This is a genomic window from Acidaminobacter sp. JC074 (assembly GCF_022496765.1).
Classification (GTDB): Bacteria; Bacillota; Clostridia; order Peptostreptococcales; family Acidaminobacteraceae; genus JABXKX01.
This window is the reverse complement of record NZ_VANV01000002.1, coordinates 149,387-169,750: the sequence shown is the minus strand read 5'-3', so window position 1 is coordinate 169,750 and position 20,364 is coordinate 149,387. Positions and strand designations below refer to the sequence as shown.

At 37.1% G+C, this 20,364-nt stretch carries 20 protein-coding genes; 1 reads left to right on the top strand and 19 read right to left on the bottom strand.

Translation table 11 applies throughout. The features are described from left to right. Window positions 1-23 precede the first annotated feature (23 nt). On the top strand, window positions 24-1,247 hold the full coding sequence (locus tag EZV73_RS02675) for an AraC family transcriptional regulator (protein WP_240838057.1): 1,224 nt from the start codon (window positions 24-26) through the stop codon (window positions 1,245-1,247). A gap of 4 nt (window positions 1,248-1,251) precedes the next feature. Here EZV73_RS02675 and ptsP read toward each other — a convergent pair whose 3' ends face one another. The 19 genes from ptsP to EZV73_RS02580 form a co-directional block, all read right to left on the bottom strand. Continuing rightward, entirely contained in the window at window positions 1,252-2,961 is a 1,710-nt protein-coding gene (gene ptsP, locus EZV73_RS02670; RefSeq protein WP_240838055.1) for a phosphoenolpyruvate--protein phosphotransferase, read from the bottom strand. Window positions 2,962-2,970: 9 nt separating this feature from the next. Then, window positions 2,971-3,759, bottom strand: a complete 789-nt coding sequence (locus EZV73_RS02665; RefSeq protein ID WP_240838053.1) for a Cof-type HAD-IIB family hydrolase — start codon at window positions 3,757-3,759, stop codon at window positions 2,971-2,973. A gap of 1 nt (window position 3,760) precedes the next feature. Continuing rightward, complete coding sequence (locus EZV73_RS02660) at window positions 3,761-4,018, bottom strand: HPr family phosphocarrier protein (RefSeq protein ID WP_240838051.1); 258 nt, start codon at window positions 4,016-4,018, stop codon at window positions 3,761-3,763. Between the two features lie 10 nt (window positions 4,019-4,028). Continuing rightward, window positions 4,029-5,144 carry an iron-containing alcohol dehydrogenase gene (locus EZV73_RS02655; RefSeq protein WP_240838049.1) on the bottom strand — a complete coding sequence of 372 codons (1,116 nt, stop codon included), beginning with the start codon at window positions 5,142-5,144 and terminating at the stop codon, window positions 4,029-4,031. Next, window positions 5,134-5,562, bottom strand: a complete 429-nt coding sequence (locus EZV73_RS02650) for a heme-binding protein (protein ID WP_240838048.1) — start codon at window positions 5,560-5,562, stop codon at window positions 5,134-5,136. Before EZV73_RS02650 ends, EZV73_RS02655 begins: the two co-directional genes overlap by 11 nt. Continuing rightward, window positions 5,562-6,944 carry a tryptophanase gene (locus EZV73_RS02645; RefSeq protein WP_240838047.1) on the bottom strand — a complete coding sequence of 461 codons (1,383 nt, stop codon included), beginning with the start codon at window positions 6,942-6,944 and terminating at the stop codon, window positions 5,562-5,564. The genes EZV73_RS02650 and EZV73_RS02645 overlap by 1 nt, the downstream gene beginning before the upstream one ends. A gap of 10 nt (window positions 6,945-6,954) precedes the next feature. Further along, window positions 6,955-7,434: a PTS glucose transporter subunit IIA gene (locus EZV73_RS02640; RefSeq protein WP_240838046.1), complete on the bottom strand. Its 480-nt coding sequence runs from the start codon at window positions 7,432-7,434 to the stop codon at window positions 6,955-6,957. A gap of 137 nt (window positions 7,435-7,571) precedes the next feature. After that, a complete protein-coding gene (locus EZV73_RS02635) occupies window positions 7,572-8,288 on the bottom strand; it encodes a ribulose-phosphate 3-epimerase (protein ID WP_240838045.1) in 717 nt (238 codons plus the stop codon). A gap of 1 nt (window position 8,289) precedes the next feature. Beyond that, on the bottom strand, window positions 8,290-9,828 hold the full coding sequence (locus EZV73_RS02630; RefSeq protein ID WP_240838044.1) for a transcription antiterminator: 1,539 nt from the start codon (window positions 9,826-9,828) through the stop codon (window positions 8,290-8,292). Next, entirely contained in the window at window positions 9,782-11,062 is a 1,281-nt protein-coding gene (locus EZV73_RS02625) for a M20/M25/M40 family metallo-hydrolase (protein ID WP_240838043.1), read from the bottom strand. The genes EZV73_RS02630 and EZV73_RS02625 overlap by 47 nt, the downstream gene beginning before the upstream one ends. After that, the gene (locus tag EZV73_RS02620) at window positions 11,055-12,629 is read right to left on the bottom strand and encodes a PTS transporter subunit EIIC (protein ID WP_240838042.1); all 1,575 of its coding nucleotides are present in this window, start codon (window positions 12,627-12,629) and stop codon (window positions 11,055-11,057) included. The genes EZV73_RS02625 and EZV73_RS02620 overlap by 8 nt, the downstream gene beginning before the upstream one ends. Before the next feature lie 275 nt (window positions 12,630-12,904). Further along, window positions 12,905-14,311, bottom strand: a complete 1,407-nt coding sequence (nhaC, locus tag EZV73_RS02615; protein WP_240838040.1) for a Na+/H+ antiporter NhaC — start codon at window positions 14,309-14,311, stop codon at window positions 12,905-12,907. Between the two features lie 156 nt (window positions 14,312-14,467). Continuing rightward, window positions 14,468-15,004 (bottom strand): 2-oxoacid:acceptor oxidoreductase family protein, encoded by a 537-nt coding sequence (locus EZV73_RS02610; RefSeq protein WP_240838039.1) that lies wholly within the window; start codon window positions 15,002-15,004, stop codon window positions 14,468-14,470. After that, window positions 15,005-15,745 carry a thiamine pyrophosphate-dependent enzyme gene (locus EZV73_RS02605; RefSeq protein ID WP_240838038.1) on the bottom strand — a complete coding sequence of 247 codons (741 nt, stop codon included), beginning with the start codon at window positions 15,743-15,745 and terminating at the stop codon, window positions 15,005-15,007. Further along, window positions 15,745-16,803: a 3-methyl-2-oxobutanoate dehydrogenase subunit beta gene (locus EZV73_RS02600; protein ID WP_240838037.1), complete on the bottom strand. Its 1,059-nt coding sequence runs from the start codon at window positions 16,801-16,803 to the stop codon at window positions 15,745-15,747. Before EZV73_RS02600 ends, EZV73_RS02605 begins: the two co-directional genes overlap by 1 nt. 10 nt (window positions 16,804-16,813) lie before the next feature. Further along, a complete protein-coding gene (locus EZV73_RS02595) occupies window positions 16,814-17,011 on the bottom strand; it encodes a 4Fe-4S binding protein (RefSeq protein ID WP_240838036.1) in 198 nt (65 codons plus the stop codon). Beyond that, window positions 16,980-18,293: an MFS transporter gene (locus EZV73_RS02590; RefSeq protein ID WP_240838035.1), complete on the bottom strand. Its 1,314-nt coding sequence runs from the start codon at window positions 18,291-18,293 to the stop codon at window positions 16,980-16,982. The genes EZV73_RS02595 and EZV73_RS02590 overlap by 32 nt, the downstream gene beginning before the upstream one ends. Continuing rightward, a complete protein-coding gene (locus EZV73_RS02585; protein WP_240838034.1) occupies window positions 18,280-19,458 on the bottom strand; it encodes a PLP-dependent aminotransferase family protein in 1,179 nt (392 codons plus the stop codon). The genes EZV73_RS02590 and EZV73_RS02585 overlap by 14 nt, the downstream gene beginning before the upstream one ends. Further along, entirely contained in the window at window positions 19,459-20,358 is a 900-nt protein-coding gene (locus EZV73_RS02580) for a phosphate acyltransferase (protein ID WP_240838032.1), read from the bottom strand. Window positions 20,359-20,364 lie beyond the last annotated feature (6 nt).

Sequence of the window (20,364 nt, the reverse complement as noted above, 5' to 3'; positions counted from 1 at the left end):
TACAATTGTGATAGGAGTATCAAATGATTTCATTATTGAGCAAATGTCAAAACCTTGTGACCGTATTTTCGAGTAACATATATGTTCATATAGAGGATATCAACCATGAATACAGGTCCATTGAAACACCTGATTTTCTTGAAAGTTTTATCTTAAATACAGTACACGATATAGAAGATTACAAGGCGCTAAAAAGTATAAACGTTAACAATCATGTTTATGAACTAACAGATCCCTTTCAGTTTACCTACATCTCTTGGCCAAAAATTGAAATAAGAGACAAAATATACACCATCACCATCGGTCCTATGATAAAGAAACATCTAACAGCAGAAGAGATTAAGTATCTGGGCTATAAAATGAAGTTAAGTTCTGAAAATAATTTTATACTTGAATCCTTTTACAAAATTGTTCCCTACTACACTCAGGACCAAATAGAAAATATTGTTTCTCTTTTTAGTGATTATTTTTTTGCCAGTCCTAAAGATATGATCATCAAAACAATCGATTATGATATAGAAATCAGTTCAAGTAAACCTAATCATAGCAACAAGTTTGCATCTTATGATTTTATCGAGGCCAACTATGATAGGGAGGAACTCTTTTTAAAGACAATAGAACTTGGAGATGTTGAAAGGATAAAAGAACTATTCAAATCTACTCAAGCCTCCTTTACTTTACCAACTCGTTATCCTAGCGATCCTTTAAGAGAAGTAAAAAACTTTGCCATAACACTCAACTCCATATCGGTTCGTGCTGCCATCAAGGGTGGCTTGTCTAGGTCTATCGCTCATAATATGTCCTATCATTATGCCATTCTTATAGAAGAACAATTTACAGTCGATGCCATCACTAAACTTCAAAGAGATATGGCAGTTGATTATGCATCTTCAGTAAAAAAGTATGGACTTAAAAATCTTTCAAGTTCCGTTAAAGAAGCCATCATCTACATCAGACAGCACCTAACTGACAAAATCAGTGTGACTGATATAGCAAGTCACCTGCACCTTAGCAGGGAACATTTGTCTAGACTTTTTAAAGAAGAAATGGACCTTACATTAAGTGATTACATCCATCAGCTAAAGATCGATGAATCCCTTCCCCTACTTTCTTCCAAGGTCTATTCTGTCAATGAAATAGCCTATATGTTTGCCTACAGTTCACCTGCTCATTACACAAAAGCCTTTAAAAAAATAAAAGGTCTGTCACCAAAGAAATGGCAATCAGACCAAAACAATAAGGATTGAATCATTACGATTCAATCCCCTTTATTAGATTTAAAACATCTTCACTAGATGCACATGTTAAGGTTTTTTGACCAAGTGATTCTAGTTCACTTTTATTTAACTCGGTCAATCTTTTACGTAGTGGTAAGATACTTGATGGACTCATTGACAATTCATCTAAGCCAAGGCCCACTAATAGGGGTCCAGCTAAAAGGTCACCAGCCATTTCACCACACATACCTAGCCACTTGTTCTCCTTATGAGCAGCATCCGAAACCATTTTAATCAATCTTAGAAGTGATGGATTAAAAGGTTGATATAGATACGATACTTTTTCATTCATCCTGTCTGCTGCAAAAGTGTATTGAATCAAGTCATTGGTCCCTATAGAAAAGAAATCCACATGTTTGGCAAACTGATCTGCTAAAAGTGCTGCAGCAGGAATCTCCACCATGATACCAAGCTCTATTTCATCACTAACTAAAATCCCTTCTTTTTTAAGATCAGCCTTAACACCATCATAAACAGCCTTTGCATTTGTAAAATCACCAATCGTTGCAATCATTGGGAACATAATTTTTAAGTTACCATAAATACTTGCCCTTAAAAGTGCTCTTAACTGCGTCTTAAAGACATCTGTTTTTTCTAAACATAATCTGATAGCCCTATGACCTAAGAATGGGTTTAACTCCTCATCTAAAGGCATATAAGACAAGTGTTTATCTCCACCTATATCAAGTGTTCTTATTACAACAGGTTTATCATCCATTGCCTCTAATACTTTTTTATAGGCTTGAAACTGATCTTCTTCAGATGGAAAATCGTCTCGATTCATATATAAGAATTCAGTTCTAAACAAACCAATTCCTTCGGCTCCATTTTTCAGTACACCTTCTATATCATCATAAGAACCAATATTGGCAGCTAACTCTATATGATGACCACACCTTGTCAGTGTTTCCCTTTCTTTATACTTAGAAAGCAATTTCTTAACTTCTAACAATTCCAAATGTTTTTTCTCATATGCTTCAATGTCTTCATGATTAGGTTCTATGATGACTTGGCCGTCCTGCCCATCTAGAATCATCTCACAACCATGGCAAGCGGCTTCAGTCACACTGCCTGTACCTAATACTGCAGGAATCTCTAAGGTCCTTGCCATAATAGCCGAATGAGACGTTCGAGAACCTATGTTGGTTACAAAACCTAAAATTAAAGACTTATCCAGTTGTGCTGTGTCAGAAGGTGTTAGATCATCACATACAATGATGACAGGCTCATTGATACCTGATAAATCATTCATTTTTACACCATGCAAGTAACACTGAACTCTAAAGAAGACATCTTTGATATCAACAGCCCTGCTTTTCAAGTACTCATCTTCCATTTGATCAAATAATGATACATAAAAATCTGTTGTTTCTTTCAGAGCAAAAGACGCATTTATCTTAGCATCTTCCACCTTGGATATAACTTCATCAGTCATAACAGGATCTTTAAGAATCTCTAAATGAGCATCAAATATCAGACCGTGTTCAGCATCAATGTTTCTAGTAACGGTCCCTTTAATGGCTTTAATAGAAGCCTCTGTTTTGTCAATCGCTTCTCTAAAGGACTCTATCTCACCTTGAATGTCCTCTATTTCACTTCTTACTATATCTAAATTTATCTTTTCATATTTAAATGCCTTACCAATAGCTATACCATCAGAAGCACCTATACCTCTTAGTTTCACATTTTCCCCCTATAATAGCCACTTATGTACAGCCTTACTGATACCATGATCGTCATTTGTTGATGTCACATAAGTTGCATAGTCTTTTAAATGATTGATGCAGTTGCCCATGGCAATACTCGTATGGGCATACTCAAACATGGATATATCATTGTCTTGGTCACCAAAGACAATTAGATTTTCAGGCCCAATGTTTAAAGACTCACAAAGAAACTTCACGCCATTTCCCTTTGAGGCATCCTTGTGAACCACTTCTAATGCGCCACCTGATGGAAATAAGGCAATCCCTTCAACAGACCTATATCTTTTAATCAAGTCTTCTTTATCTGATTGAGACTTAAAGGGAATGAGTATCTTATAGATCTTATCCTTTAAATCTTCTAAACGGTCAACGATTTTTAGTTTGCTTTCATCGCCTACAGAAATCAATTCACCCTCTACATCCATAATTTTATGATCTTTTATTTCACTGTAGATATGATCTTTATCGTACACATGAAGGAAATGATTTGTTGCCTTTGCATAACAGATGATTTCCTTCACAGCCTTATCGGGAAGTGGCAGTAGTCTTGAAAAGGTCTTATTGTCATAAATCATACCACCGTTACATAGAACAATAGGCAGAGAAATACCCAATTGTTTTGAGTACTTTTTTACCATTTGATAAGACCTACCTGTTGCTATTGTAATATGGTAATCATGTTTTCTAAGTAAATCGATGGCCTCTAGTGAAGACTTTAAAATTTCCTTGTCAGAACTCAGAAGTGTACCATCCAAATCGAATACACAGACTTTCATTTTATTCCTCAAAGTTTGCCAGGTAAGCTGCCAGTTCTTCAACAGCTTTTTCTGCTTGTTGCCCACTTGCACTTACTGTTAACTCATCTTCATAGCCTACACCTAAAGACATGATTGATATAATGCTGTCACCCTTTACTTTTCTATCACCCTTTTGTAAATAAATTTCTGCATCATAAGCTTTACAGGCATTTACAAAATGCGTTACTGGGCGGGCATGAAGGCCAGTTTTATTGATTATTTTGATGGTCTTTTCCATAGTTTACTCCTTAACGATTGTATGATTTTTCAATAACCGACTGCAATTTTTCTTTAGAACCAAAAGGTAAAAATCCTAATACAGGACATGTCATTATTTGGTCCTTTTGATCTTTAGAAACTTGATAATCATCAAATTTTCTATAAAGGCCTATGGACTCAAGAAATGACTTAACACCTGATTCTAAATCACCTTCAAACAAGTCACCTAGCCTATCAAACTTCTGAGCATGTTCATCTTTAAATACATGAATAAACTCTGGATAAATAAGGGCCAAAGCCTCACCATGACTGATATGAGTAATACCACCGATGATCTCGCTAAGAGGATGTGGCGCATGGGCACCACCATTAGCAAGGGCAGTCCCCGCTAGCATCTGCGCTCTCATAAGTGCTTGTCTGTACTTTATTTCACCTGGCATTTCAACAGCCCTCGGTAAAACATCCAAAATGATTTTCATGGCTTCAAAGGCATACATTTCACTTAGGGGCGTTGAATTAGAGCTAACATAAGATTCAAATGCATGACTGAAAGCATCAAATCCTGTAGAAGCAGTCAAGCTTCTTGGTAAGGTTAATAAAAGCTCTGGATCCAATATAGCCTCTTTTGAAAAGTTATCCGGATGAAAGATGGTTCTCTTGTCATCCCCCTTAGATATAACAGCAGCCTGAGTAACTTCCGATCCTGTTCCTGCTGTAGTAGGTATGGATACTAAAGGCATATCCCCTAACTTTTCATAGTCTCCAAAAGGATTGTCCAAGTTATCAAAGTAGTAATCCCAGTCTAAGTTTTGTCCCCTTAGTAAGGCAATAGACTTTGCTGTATCTATACTCGAACCACCACCTACAGTCAGTACTAGGTCTGCATTACAAGCGTCTAAGGCCCTAATGCCTGCCTCTACAATATCAACAGTGGGGTTGGGTTTAACCTTATCAAAATGCCACACATCGATTCCTGAATCTCTTAAAATCTCTTTTACACGCTTGTATAAGTCATTTAAAGGTGGGGCATCTTCTGTTGTCACTAAAAGACACTTGTTACCATATCTTTTTACAATATCTCCTACATTATTTACTTGACCGCAGCCAAAATGTATCTTGGTCGGTTGATAAAATCTATAAGTCATTTTCAGCCTCTTTCTTGTATGCATTAAAAGCTTCTACCGCTAGAGCATGGTCCTCATCAGGTGATAAGCCTGTCACTGAAATCACACCAATTAGGTTGTCATCTAAAAACAGCGGCAGACCGCCAGGAACACAAGTGTAGTCACTTAAGTCCAAGCCATACTTGCTTGATAGGACCATATCCTCTTTAATCTTCTCTTGTAGATCTTTTGTAGACATTTCAAAGTGTTTAACAGCGTTTGATTTTCTATAAAGCCAGTTCACCTTATCTTTAGACAAACCATCCATCATGTAAAACATAACTGGATGGTTTAGTCTTTCAATCAACAAGCCTATTTTTTGATCTCTTGATAAAGCAAGTTCTATGACTTTCTTTCCGATTTCAAATGCAATGCGATTGCTAAATTTATCGATTTTCATTATAACAGTTCAAATCCTGCAGTGAAGTGACGAAGTGAAGTAATAGGTCCTTCATAAACAAGTTTCATACCCTTGTATTCATCACGTTTTTTATAGATATCGCCTAAAGCTTCTGCAATACAGTCTAAGTGATTATTCGTGTAAACTCTTCTTGAAACTGAAATTCTCATTGTTTCTAGCTCAGGCCAGATTGGGTTACCATCTGCATCTTTAGATCCAAATGCACAAGCACCTAACTCTACAGCTCTAACACCTGCTTCTTCATAAAGTGCACATACAAGTCTTTGAGATGGAAACTCATTTTGAGGAATCTGTGGGAAGAATCTTCTACCATCTACATAAACACCATGGCCACCTGTTGGTTCAACAATTGGAATCCCTTTTTCTTTTAACTTATCACCCAAGTATTTAACTTGCTTGACTCTGTATTCAAGATATTGTTCGTCACATACTTCTTGTAAACCAACTGCTAAAGCTTCCATATCTCTACCAGACATACCACCATAAGTGATGAAACCTTCATGAACAATTGCCAATTGATTTGCCTGTAAGAATACATCTTCATTTCTTGATAAGAATAGACCACCGATGTTTACAAGACCATCCTTCTTAGATGACATTGTCGCGGTCTCACAGTAAGAAAACATCTCTCTTGTAATCTCCTTGATTGACTTATCTGCATAACCTTCTTCTCTTGTTTTGATGAAGTAAGCGTTTTCTGCAAGTCTAGCAGAGTCCATAACTACTGGAATACCATGTTTGTTTGCAATCTCACTAACTGCTTTGATGTTTGCCATAGATACTGGCTGGCCACCATTGTTGTTACAAGTTACTGTAATGATGATCACACAAATCTGATCTGCACCTTTTTCATCAATTAACTTCTGAAGTTTGTTTGTATCTAGATTACCCTTAAAAGGATGTTCGCTTGAAGCTGTGTCAAGACCTTCATCAATTACGAAGTCTACAGGAATGGCACCTAATACTTCAGCATTACCTCTAAAGGTATCGAAGTGCATGTTTCCTACAGCGTACTTGCCTTTTTCACAGTAGATAGATGCCATAATATAGTCAGCTGCTCTACCTTGATGCGTCGGTTGAACATTTTTTATACCGAATACGTCTCTTGCTGATTCCTCAAGTTTATAAAACGACTTACAACCAGCATAGGATTCATCACCTAACATCATAGCTGCCCACTGCTCAGTAGACATAGCCGATGTACCAGAATCTGTGATACAGTCTACGTAAACATTTTCTGCCTTTAACTTAAATGCATTGTAGCCTGCTTCTTGTAACCAAGCTTGTCTTTCTTCTTTTGTTGTTTTCTTTACTGGCTCAACCACTTTTATTCTAAATGGTTCTGCTGTCATGTACTTCATATGATCCTCCCTATTCAATCTCTATAGTATATTTATCATTATTAATCACATTACCTGTGAAACTAAAGCTTAACTTCTTATCACCTAGGTTTGTTAAAACAACCGGTGTTATGGTTGATGGAATCTTATGTGTGATGCCTTCTAAGTCTACTTCAAATAAAAGATCACCAGCTTTTATATCTTGGTCTTGTTCTATCAGAAGATTAAAACCTTCACCGTTTAATTTGACTGTATCCATACCAAAGTGAATCAACCATTCATGGCCAGCTTCACTTACAATACCTACACAGTGTTTTGTTGGAAACACACTGGCAATCTTACCACTAACAGGTGAGTAAACTTTACCTGACTCTGGTAGTATACAGAAGCCGTCACCCATCATCTTGCCAGAAAAAACAGGATCCGGTGCTGAATCTAATGACAAGACCTTACCGCTGATTGGCATTAAAAATTCTATTTCATTATTTCTTTTAAAAAGTTTCTTAAACATCTTACACCTCCGTCTACATACAGATTACTCCATTTTCAGAATTCTTACAAAACAAGATAATGACATAAACATGTGGCAAGAAGTTACACTAAAAAAAGGCAAAAAAAAGTGTTATGAGGATCATAACACTTAAGATATTATTCTAAACCAAACTTTTCAGCTGCTTCATCAATGGCCTTTCTACACGCCTTTACACCCGCTTCAATCCCCTCAGGATACTTAAAGATTGCAGAAGACAAGATAACCACATCAGGATCACATTCAATCAGTTTTTCCATGTTATCATGACGAAGACCACCGTCAATTGCAAGTTCACACTTAGGGTTCTTTTCATCAATTAGCTTTCTAGCACGTCTTACAAGATCTGTAGAAGACTTTCTCCAGCCCCAGTTGTCAGCGCCATCAGTTTCATCAACGCCATGAACAACAATATGGAGTCTATCAATGTCGTAAATAGATTCTTCTACAAATGATAGTGGTGTATAGCAACCAATTGTTAAACCCACCTTCATGCCAAACTCTCTACAGTAGTTGATGATATAAGCAAGTGGTGCACCAATAAAGTGTTCAGCCGGTAAAACAAGCATGTTGGCACCTGCCGCTGCAATCTTTTCTATAAAAAGTCTGTCACAAGTATTTGTATAGAAGTGACACTCAATCATCTTGTCTGTTAAAGGTCTGATACCTTCAATGATCTGGTGACCACCCATTAATTGCATGTTCTTTAAATCATGCATGTCTGCCGCATCTGAATGGATGTAATCGACGCCTGCATCTAATGCTTCTTGAACAACACCAGCAATGTGTCCGTAATTAACGTGTGCCAAACCAGCAGCTATTTTGATATGTTTCATTTTATTTCCTCGCTTTTCTTAATCTTTTCATATTGTGTTCTTCATAGATGTCATTTAACAATTCTTCAAACTGTTTCATATCATTATGAATCAAGATGCTCGGTAGCATCACTATCTTTTCATCTTTGTAATTCTGTATTTCTGATGTGGTAATCACCATATCATGTTTGTCTAAAAGTGCCTCATTGAACATTGAAACCGGATAAACATTTTTTATGTCTAACTGCCTGTAGCGGTTGTGTAAAAACTCAAGCATCAACTTGGTTTCACTATAGGAATGATGATATATAACACATACTTCTAGGGGTTTTTTACTTCTTTCTATAGCAGAAGCAATATGAAGTGTTATATAACCAATCTCTTCTTCAGGCAAAGTCTCATTGTAAAATTCATTAAAGATCTGAAGCGCTCTTTTGGCAATTTCGTAAAACTCAGGGTACCTGAGTTTGGTTTCTTCTAGGTGCTCATTATAAAAATCTAAACCATATTTCATCTTGTTGGTTACAGTTTTTAAATGATGTAATAAGCCGTGATTAAAGGCCTCTTCATGTACAATTTCATAATGTTTCTTAGTTGTGGCAACAATTTCATTTGCGATGATCTTATTAATGGTCATCACGTCAGGATTTAAATTCTTGTTCTTATCGTAATGGGTTCCTGTACCCAACGTGATGCCAAATAAATAAGCCATTTCATGCCTGTTAATGTCTTTATCAATCATTTCAGATAAAACATGAGACAGGTCTTCAATTATTTTATAATACTTATGACTTTCTAGTTCTACTAGGGTATCATCTCTCATGGTTGCACCATGACCATCCTTGTATCTAGAAAGAGCAATACAATACTTCAAAGTCAGCCTGTTAAAGGAGTCAGTCATAAAATGACCCCCTATGCGGTTTTCGTATTCTCTTAAAACCTTTGAGACTTCTTGAAAATCAACGGTATAAAGCTCTGACTTTTGATCATAAGCATAAAAATCGATGGTTTCATATTTAGATTTTAATAAATGTATCAATTGGTCCTGCTTTAAACAGGCTCTAAACAAGTCGAATAAAGCTTTTCTTATTCTCTTTTCACCAGACTCAATGTAAAAGCCCTTACGTGATTCATGAATAAGTTTGATAGACCTATCTTTTAACCAATAACGAACTTTATCCATATCCTTATAAACAGAAGGTCTAGAGATAAATAGTTCATCTTCTAAATCGCCAATTCTGACGATTTTATTTTGATTTAGGAGTTGGTACAAAATATAGAGCTGTCTATCACTAGAAGAAAGCTTTTGGCCAGAAGACCTGTAACCTTTGGCCTTGGCAAGCATAGACAGCTTTGCCTTGGTCGTTCCTTCTATGTGTACACCAATACCAGCTCTTTTGACCAGTGTAAGCTTGCTCTCACTCAATACATGATCAACCTTAGAAAAATCATTTCTTATGGTTTTATTAGAAACATCGAGCCTTCTCGCGATTTCATTTATCGTTAGAACTTCTTCACTTTCTAATAATATTTTGATGATTTCCATAATTCTTAGTTTCATAAAAAGCGCCACACTCCTTTAAGAATGCCATATAAACCTCTTGGGATTTATAAAGACCTTCTAGTGATTGATTCTCATTTGGCTGGTGTTGATTAGGTACCTGTCCTTCTTGACAAGGTCCAAATGCCACACCTTTTTTTAAGACTCTTGCATAACTTGCGCCACCTTTAGTCACAAGCTCAGCTTCTTTATTAAATACCTCTTTGTATGCTCTCTTAAGAATGCCTATAAAAGGGTCTTTAGGAGGCACATACAAGCGGTCTTTAGATTCCTTTAAAACCTCTACAGAGGCGTTAAAATATTCAGCCACCAAATCATCTACTTCTTTTTCTAAGATATCATGAACCCATCTTATATCCAAATCTAAGGTCCAAGTATTACCTGAATAATTAAATGAACTGTAGTTACATGTAAAGTCACCCTTGTTCATTTTTTTATAAAAATGCTTCATTTTTTCAAATATCTCTAAAGGATTCTTGTAGGTTTCACACATTTTGATGATGGCATTTACACCTCTAGTCGGATGCCTTGAAGGGGCTGATATGCCATAATAACAGGTTTCACCATCAAAATCCTTTAAGATGACCTTTGAACAGACCTTGCTTTTGTCTCCAGTTGACTTTATAGAGTCAAGACAAGCATCTTCATTGCCTGTCAGTCTCAGATATCTGACACCTTTTTCTATATTGACGATTGGAAAGTTACCATCTGGAGATATACCGATTTCAGGCATTTCCTCTTTTTCAAAGTAATACTTTATCCCTTCCCAAGTCGTTTCCTCAGCCCCACCTACAATCAAGCGTATGGTATTGTTTAGCTGTATATTATTTGACTTTAGATAGATCAAAAGGTACAGACAAGCCATCAATGGCCCCTTGTTGTCGTTGACACCTCTACCATAAAGAACTTGATCCTTTAAGGTCATTTCAAAGGGCGCTGTCAACCATTTATCTGGTTCATAGATACCGACTGTATCTACATGACAGAGTAGTCCTATTAGTGGGCCTGTCCCATAATCAATGTGAATGGCATAGCCATCCACATCCTTATAGTTAAGACCATATTTTCTTGCTATTTCAATTAAATAATCAAAGCCTGACCTAACACCTTTACCAAAAGGTTTTAAATCATCAGAAGCTTCAGTATTGATGGCAATCAAACCTGATAGATCTTCTAAGAAGTCTTTTTCACGGTCCATCATAAAGTCTGATATACCACCACATATATTAGTCAATCTCAAGTACTTCCTTTACTTCTGTTGCAATGGTAGATACTTCTGGTCCATAGATGATTTGAATTGCCTTTCCATCACCTACAACACCCTTTGCTTTTAAATCAGATACCCATACATTGTTAGCCGATCTCTTATTAGGATCAATAAGGGTAACTCTTAAACGAGTCGCACAGTTGGTGATATTGTCAATATTATCTGGACCACCTAAATGTGCTACGATTTCATTTGCTAAAGCAGAACCATCTTTTTTATCTCTATAATCTTTTTTAGAGTAGAACTTAATTTCATCTTCCTCATCACCACGACCTGGTGTCTTGATGTTCCACTTAAGAATTGCCCACTTAAATGAGAAATAATAAGCTGCAAAATAAGCAGGTACCAATAAGAACAGCGACAATGCATGTACCTTATGTGGTTGGAATAAGTTTGGAATCATAAAGAATAAAGCATGACCATTAATTGATACTTGTGTCAATTCTGTTAATACATATGCAAGTCCTGATAAAGGCACATGAATTAAATAGTATAATAATGGATTGATAAATAAGAATGTATATTCAATTGGTTCTGAAATACCAACAAACATAACTGTTAATGCTGCTGGAATTACGATAGAAGCAACTTTCTTCTTGTTTTCTGGCTTAGCAGTTGCCATCATTGCAAATGCCGCACCCGGTAAACCACCAAATTGGAATAAGATTCTACCAGTTGTAAAGTTTCTTACAATATAACCAGTTGCATCTGGCGAACCTGCCTGTCCAACGATAATGTTTCTAACACCTTCATATACTTGACCACCAATTTCCATAACACCACCAACACGTGTGTACTCTATTGGGAATGCTATCAAGTGGTGTAAGCCAAACGGTAACAAGGCCTTGTCAGTTGCACCAAATAGGAATGTACCAAATAAACCAGAAGCGGTTATAAACTTAGTCATTGCCTGTAAACCAGCTGCGAGTACTGGCCATACATAAAATGCTGCAATACCTAAAGGTATAGAAATCAATGTAATCATGATGATTACAAACTTTGGACCTGAAAAGAATGAAAATACTGTAGGTAAAGTTTTCTTATACCACTTGTTGTGGATTAAAGATGTTACAACACCTGTTAAGATACCTGAGAAGATACCCATATCAAATGTAAACATACCTGCTAAGTCTTTCCAAAGTGAGTTAAAGTTTTTAGCCTTATCAGCTGCCCAACCTAAGTTATCAACTAAATGAGATACAGACACTGTATCCATATTCCAACCTTGAGTACCAGCATATGTACCGATTACCGTGTTGAAACACATAAACATAATAAGTCCTGAAAAAGCAGCCCATCCCTTTTCTTTTTTAGCTAGACCAAATGCTACACCAACTGCAAACCAAAATGGTAAGTAGCGCATAATCATAAAACCTATACTTGATATCACAGTAAATAAATTATAAAGCAAAGTGCCTTCTGTAAGTATGTAGCCTGTAAATGAACTGGCAATACTTACATAGAAACCGACGATGACTAACAGTATAATCGGTACCATCATCGAACCGGCAAAGGTTTGTAATTTTTCTCTCATATTCTCCCCCTCATGTGTGTAAAGGTTTTCTTCGCATGCATTTTGGATTACGTAATCTTTCGACAATATCATTATATCTTCAATAAAACTTTTATTCATGACAACAAATTACCACAAGTCAGTGGCAAATCTGTACAAACTTTCAGATAATTCTATTAAAACAAAAAAAACGACCTTAAAAATAGGTCGTTAGTAAAAGATAAATATCTATTTCAATATTATTTTATCACAAATCGTGAATCGTAAAAAGGAATCATTTTCATGATTTTTTAATCTTAAGCCTCTAAAGCTTGTGCTTCTGGCTCTACTTGAATTTTTTCCATTGTGATACCCGTATAACCATAGAATAATGAAACCAATGGGTTGATCAGATTCAAGAAGCAATATGGTATATAGGTAAAAGGTGCGAGCCCTAAAGTTGTGATCATAAATGCACCACAAGTGTTCCAAGGAATAAGTGGTGAAAGAAGTGTACCTGAATCCTCTAAACATCTCGATAAGTTTTTAGGTGCAAGTCCTCTTTGAGCATAAATGTCCTTGTACATTCTACCAGGAATAACAATTGATAAGTATTGGTCACCAGCAATCAAGTTAAATGACATAGACGTTAATAAGGTTGCAAGGACCAAACTGCCTGTAGAGTGAGCAAGTTTCATGATTTGATCTGCAATGGCTTGTAACATGCCTGACTTTTCCATGATACCACCAAATGTCATGGCACATAGTATCAGTGACAGTGTCCACATCATAGAATCTAAACCACCACGAGATAATAAGGAATCTAGTAATTCAATACCAGTTTCTGAAGCATAACCATAGTGGGCAGCATTAATTATATCTGCTAAGCCAGCACCTTGGAAAACTGCTGCAAAGAGACCACCTAAAATTGTACCTGCAAATAAACCTGGAATTGCAGGAATCTTTAATACAACTAGTGCAATGACTAGAATTGGTGGAATCAACATAAGTGGATTGATTGTAAAGTTAGCTTCTAGACCTTGAATAATAATGTCAATGTTCGTTGCGTCCATAGCATTACCTGCATATTTTAAACCGATGATACCAAAGATGATAAGTGAAATCACCAAACTCGGACCTGTTGTATAGAACATATGTCTGATATGATCAAATAAGTTCGCCCCTGCCATAGCCGGTGCTAGGTTTGTTGTATCTGAAAGTGGTGACATTTTATCACCAAAATAAGCGCCTGAAATAATTGCACCACCGATAATTGGAAGTGGAATACCTAAAGTTGTTCCAACACCAATCAAGGCGATACCCACTGTACCAGCAGTTGTCCAAGATGAGCCTGTTGCAACTGATACAATACAGCAAATCAAAGTTGTTGCTACCAAGAAAATACCTGGTGTTAAGATTTGTACACCATAATAAATCATGGTAGGTACGATACCACCTAGTATCCAAGTACCGATGATCATACCGATGATCATAAGTATAACTAAAGCCACTGATGATACCTTAATGGTTTCTATGATACCCTTTTCAAGATCGTCCCATGGTACGCCTGCAGACAGTGCCACAACCATTGCTACTACTGCTGCACTGATAATAGGAATATGTGCGTCCACATGACTAACTGTTACTGACCAAAATAATATCCCAACTAAATATAAAAGTGGTATTAATGCGTGAAATAACGTAATTTTTCCTTTTGCCTTCATTCTTATCCTCCCTAATTAATATTTAGACTGCCCAAAATAAAACCATGAATAATAACACTTGCTGACAGTCGACCCCAACAATTACAAACCCTCCTTTCGTTATCTAAATATTCTGACAATACAGATTTAAAAGTAATCAGACCGAAGTCTGATACTTTATCTATATTCAAAACCAATCTCTAAAGCTTTTGTGTTCATAGCTTTAAATTTGCCTTTTCCCTTTTTCTCAAATAAGTCATTCATACCATCTGCAGCTTCCATACTTGTAAACTCACCTAAATGTTTGAGTATTGCACCTGTCATAATGATATTGGCTCCCTTAGGATGATCTATCTTTTCAGATAAGGATGAACAAGGTATTTCGACATACTCTAGATCCGGTCTTTTAGATGGATCATATGTCACCATGTCAGAGTTGATAAATACGGTACCATTCGGTGCCATAATATCGATGAATTTATTAAAGGATGGTGTGTTCATAGCAAGAAGAACATTGGGTTCTTCTTGTGATGGATTATAGATCAAATCCTTGCCATACTTGACTGTACAATTGGCTGTTCCACCTCTCATAGCAGAGCCATAAGATGGTATCCATGTAGCATTCAAACCCTTTCTAACAGCAATTTCTGATACTATAAGTCCACATGTCAAAACACCTTGACCACCAAAACCTGCAAATACTAACTCTCTCATTTATTTGACCTCCCTTTTCTTAAACTCGCCTAATGGGAAGAACTCCTGCACAGTATCTTTAATGTGTTCTATGGCCTTCAGTGGTGTCATCCCCCAATTGGTTGGGCATGGTGATAAAATTTCTACCACAGAGTAACCTTCTTTATTGATCTGAGCAAGTAAAGCTTCTTTGATATATTTTTTTGTTTTGTTTACTTCAGCTGGACTAGTAACAGCACCCCTTGCTGCATAAGCCACATTAAACTGGTTGCTAACAAGCTCTGGAAACTTAATAGGTGTACCTGTTGTTTCACAGTCTCTACCATGAACTGAAGTTGTTGTCTTTTGACCTGGTAAAGTTGTATTAGACATTTGGCCACCGGTCATACCATAATTGGTATTATTGATAACAAAGACAGAAAAGCCTTCATTTCTATAAGCAGCACTTGTCGTCTCAGCAAGACCAATACTGTAGGCATCTCCATCGCCCTGATAAGAAATAACCATTTGATCAGGTGATACCCTCTTCATACCTGTACAGACTGCTGATGCTCTACCATGTAAACAGTGAAGTCTGTCTGTATCTAATACGCCACCTAATAAAGATGAACATCCAACACCAATACCAAACATAACATTTCTATCTTGATTTAATTCTTCTAAACACTCAGTTATTAAACGAATGGCAATACCATGTCCACAACCAGGACAAAATGTCGATGCCTTCTGTGCTATTTCAGGAACTTTTCTTGCTATAGGCATTAGTATACCTCCTTAATTTCACCAGCGATAATACGCTCAAAGTCATCACCTATCTGCTTCAGCTTTGGAATGCCGTAAACATATGGTAAACAGTAAACAGGTTTGTTATCTTCATAGACCTTCTTAACTGTCAGTGCAACGTCTTCAACCAACTGACCTGTTGCATTGGCTTCTACTGTAATGAAACCTTTAACATTAGGATTAACTTTTTCAAATGCTTTTTCAGGGAAAGGCCAAGCAGTAATCGGTCTGATAACACCAACCTTATGACCCTTGTCCTGTAGCTGTTTCATAGCGCCTTTCGTTGCTCTACCTGGTAAACCAAATGATACAAATACATAGTCAGCCTCTTCTACATCAACTGTTTCATATCTTTGTTCATTGGCCTTAATAGCATTGTGTTTTTCATTGATTAAAACAGCTTCTTTCATAGAATCTCTATCAAAGATACCTACTTTCTTATATGAATACTTGCCGTCAAATCCCCATGGATTTTTCTTAGGCTCTATAAAATCTGGCAAATTACAAGGCTCCATCATCTGACCCAAAGCACCTTCAGTCATTAAGACTGCAACAGTACGGTACTTTTCAGATAAATCAAATGCATCACCTAATAAATCAACAGCTTCTTGAATCGATTCTGGACAAAGTACGATGGCTCTATAGTCACCATTACCGCCACCTCTTGTTTCTCTAAGGTAGTCACACTGGGCTGTAAATAAGGTACCTATACCATTACCATATCTAACAACGTTGATGATAACTGCAGCCAGTTCCTCATCGTATAACTGGGTAATACCTTCTTGCTTTAAACTGATACCAGGTCCTGAAGATGCCGTAAAAGATCTAATACCACACGCTGCCCCGCCTATCACCATATTGATGCCAGCGATTTCACTTTCTGCTTGTACAAATGCACCACCTACTTCAGGCATTCTCCAAGATATATATTCCATTATTTCAGTAGATGGCGTGATTGGATATCCTGCATACAATCTTGCGCCATATCTTACTGCGGCTTCTGCTATAGCATGGTTGCCTTTAATCATATCTCCCATACAATCCTCCTTATCCTAACACTTCATAAACGCCATCTGGGCACATGATGTAACACATACCACATGCAATACATTTATCATTCTCTATTTGTGTTGTCCTATAACCAAACTCATTAAAAGTCTCTGTAAATGATATGGCTTCTTTAGGACAATTAACTGCACAAAGTTCACATTGCTTACATCGCTTTTGATCTACTTTTACTTTCATGTCTATTTCCTTTCATCTCAAATATATTTCTGCATCCAGTTTCTTTTGTAAAAAGAGATGCACCAAATCCAATTATGGTAATAACAAAGACCCAGAAAAAGCTTTTCTGATAGGCCAGTATGCCTGCATTGTTACTGATGACTCTTGCTACAATCGGCGGTATGACTATGGTTCCAAAGAAACCACCAATATTAGCAACAGCTACTGCTACACCGACATACTTAGGATCATTCACTTCTTTAACAGCTGGCCATGAAATGACATAAGCACAGGATGCAAAGCCCAGCAAGAAGAGAAGCGGCCATAATGTCCATGCTGGCGGCAATGTTTTTGTAAACAGATACATAGAGCCCCATGTTGCCATATATAAAGCCCCAACCATTATAAGCGGCTTTTTTCTTGACGCCATCTTGTCTGACAAGGTACCTACAAAAATAGAACCAAGTGCTGCACCGATGATCACTGCAATGAAATATGAAGATGCATCAATCAGTGTAAAACCGTAGGCCTCAACAACAAATGAGGTGCCATAATAGCCTGTTATCACAACATATGAACCATAAAAGGCTGCATACATAAAGAATAGTGGCCATGTTCTAGGATTGATAAATACTTTAAACAAACCTATGAAAATCTCTTTGACACTTGGTTTTTCATTTAAAACATGGTCATGTATTTCTTGTAAACCTAGTTCTGAAGGTCTGTTTCTTGCAATCAAGTAAATCAGACCTGCTATAACAACTGAAACAATGCCAATCAGTCTAAATGACCATCGCCAGCCTAAAGCTTCAACCATTAAAGCTAGGGGGGTTTGAGCAATCGCCCCACCCATGACACCTATGAAACAGGTCCAACCGGTTATGGTACCAAACTCATTTTCTCTAAACCAAGCAGATTGTATTTTTATGATAGATACAAATATGACTGCTGTTCCCAAGCCGACCAAAGACCTGCCTATATAAAGCAGTGCAATCGTATTAGAAAAAGAAAATATCAAAATACCAAAGGCAGCTATAAGAGTACCTAATGTAGCCGTCCATCTAGATCCCAATGTATCTACTAAAATACCAGTAGGTGCTTGCATGAGTAAGTAAAGGACGAAGTACACATTACCAATGGATACAAATGTGGACTCTGTTAAAGCGAAGTCCTTAATCAAATGGTCTTTAACGACCCCCATTGAAAATGAGTGGAAAAACACAAGTGCATAAGAGACGACCATCACGCCCCAAACAAGCCATCTGTACTTGAGTGTTTTTTCCAGACCCTTAGAGCTCATCATGGAAGAGTACTCCTAACTTTTTAATTCCGATTTCTATCTGGTCAGGATTCATGGTTGAATAGTTTAATCGGATGGTATTCTCATGACCCTTTTCAGCAAAGAAAGGACCACCGGGTACAAAACCTACATCAATGTCCAAAGCCTTGTGCAGTAAGTCTGTCGCATCTACCCCATCAGGTAAATCTAGCCATACAAACATACCACCTTCAGGTTTTGTTCTTAATATTGATTTAGGAAAATGTTCATCTATCAAATGACACATCAAGTCTCTCTTAGACTTATAGCCTTCTATGATTTTATCGACTTGTGCATCTATATCGTAGTTGTTTAAATACGTTTCAACCTGCATCTGAGCCAATTGATTAGACTGTAAGTCAGCCCCTTGTTTGATCATTTCGTATTTGTCAATCAAGTCAGGTGCTGCCATAACCCAGCCCACTCTTAAGCCTGCACAGAAGATCTTTGAAAAGGATCCCAAATAAACAACACGGTTTTCAATGTCCATAGATTTAATAGACGGCACATGATTGCCTTCAAATCTGATTTCACCATATGGATCATCCTCAATAATCGGCAGGTCGTATTTACAAGCCAACTCATATAACTTTTGTCTTCTTTCTAATGACCATGTCTTACCTGTTGGGTTTGAGAAATTCGGCACAACATAAATCATTTTGGCTTTTTTATCTTCAGATAAAAGTTTTTCTAACTCATCCATTTTCATGCCTTCAGAGTCAGCATTAACACCCTTTACCTGACACTCAAATGGTGCAAACGATGCAAGCGCACCTAAGTAAGATGGGTTTTCAGTAATGATGGTGTCACCTTTATCTAGAAATAGCATGGCCGAAAAGGATATGGCTTGCTGAGAACCTGTTGTAATCTGAAGATTTTCAATACCACAAGGCATGCCTTTTTTATGCATACGTTCTTTTATCTTATGAAGTAAAGGCTCATGCCCTTTTGTCGGACCGTACTGCAAGGCCTGTACCCCATTTTCATTTAATACTTTTTCTGTAATCTCCTTGATTATTTCAACTGGAATAAAATCAGGAGAAGGTAAACCCGCTGCAAATGAAATACAGTTTTTCTTAGCAGCGATTAATTTTCCAGCTTCTCTAATAGCTGAAGGTTTCATTACATCGATTCTTGAAGATAATTTCATTTAAGCCTCCTTAGATGATAGACATGCCAGCGCAATTGCATTTAGCTTTATCTGAGCTGTATCAGATCTAGAACTTAGAATGACCGGTTTCTTAGCACCCAGTACAATTCCTGCCCATTTAGCCTTGTTAAAGTGTAGCCATGACTTACCAAGAACATTTCCTGTTTCAATATTAGGAAAAACCAGTAGGTCTACATCACCAGACACTTGACTATCTATGCCTTTATGTTCTGCAGCATATTTACTAAAGACCACATCAAATGCCATTGGACCTTCTATGATGCAGCTGTCAATTTCACCTGATGCTACTGCATCCACCAGGCCTTTTGCATCTACCGTTGCCTGAATTTTAGGATTGACGAGTTCATTGGCAGCAAGAGCTGCGACTTTTGGCATGGTTATGCCCATAGACTTAATAGCCCCTAATGCGTTATTTAAAATATCTTTCTTTTGACTTAGATCTGGTGCCGCATTGATTCCAGAGTCTGTTGCGTAAATCAGTTTATGATAACCAGGTACTTCATAGACTGCCAAAACACTCAGAAGCTTGTCGGTTCTCATACCGGCTTCTTTATTGAGGATAGCCCTCATATAGACACTTGTGTTGACAAGGCCTTTCATCAAAATATCACCCGTACCATTCATCACAAGTTTCACGGCTTCTCCTGCAGCATCCTCTGGTGAGGATGCTGCATGCAGCCTGTAATCATTTAAATCAATGTCTTTGCAATAAGCCCTTATTTTATCTGAATCACCTATTAAGATAGGTTGAACGATTCCCATATCGCTAGCCAACTTGACGGCTTTTAAAACTTCTTTATCTTCTGCTGCTGCAACACATAAGTTATATGGTCCTGAAGACTTGGCAGCTTTCATAATTTCTTCAAAATTTTTATACATGATTCA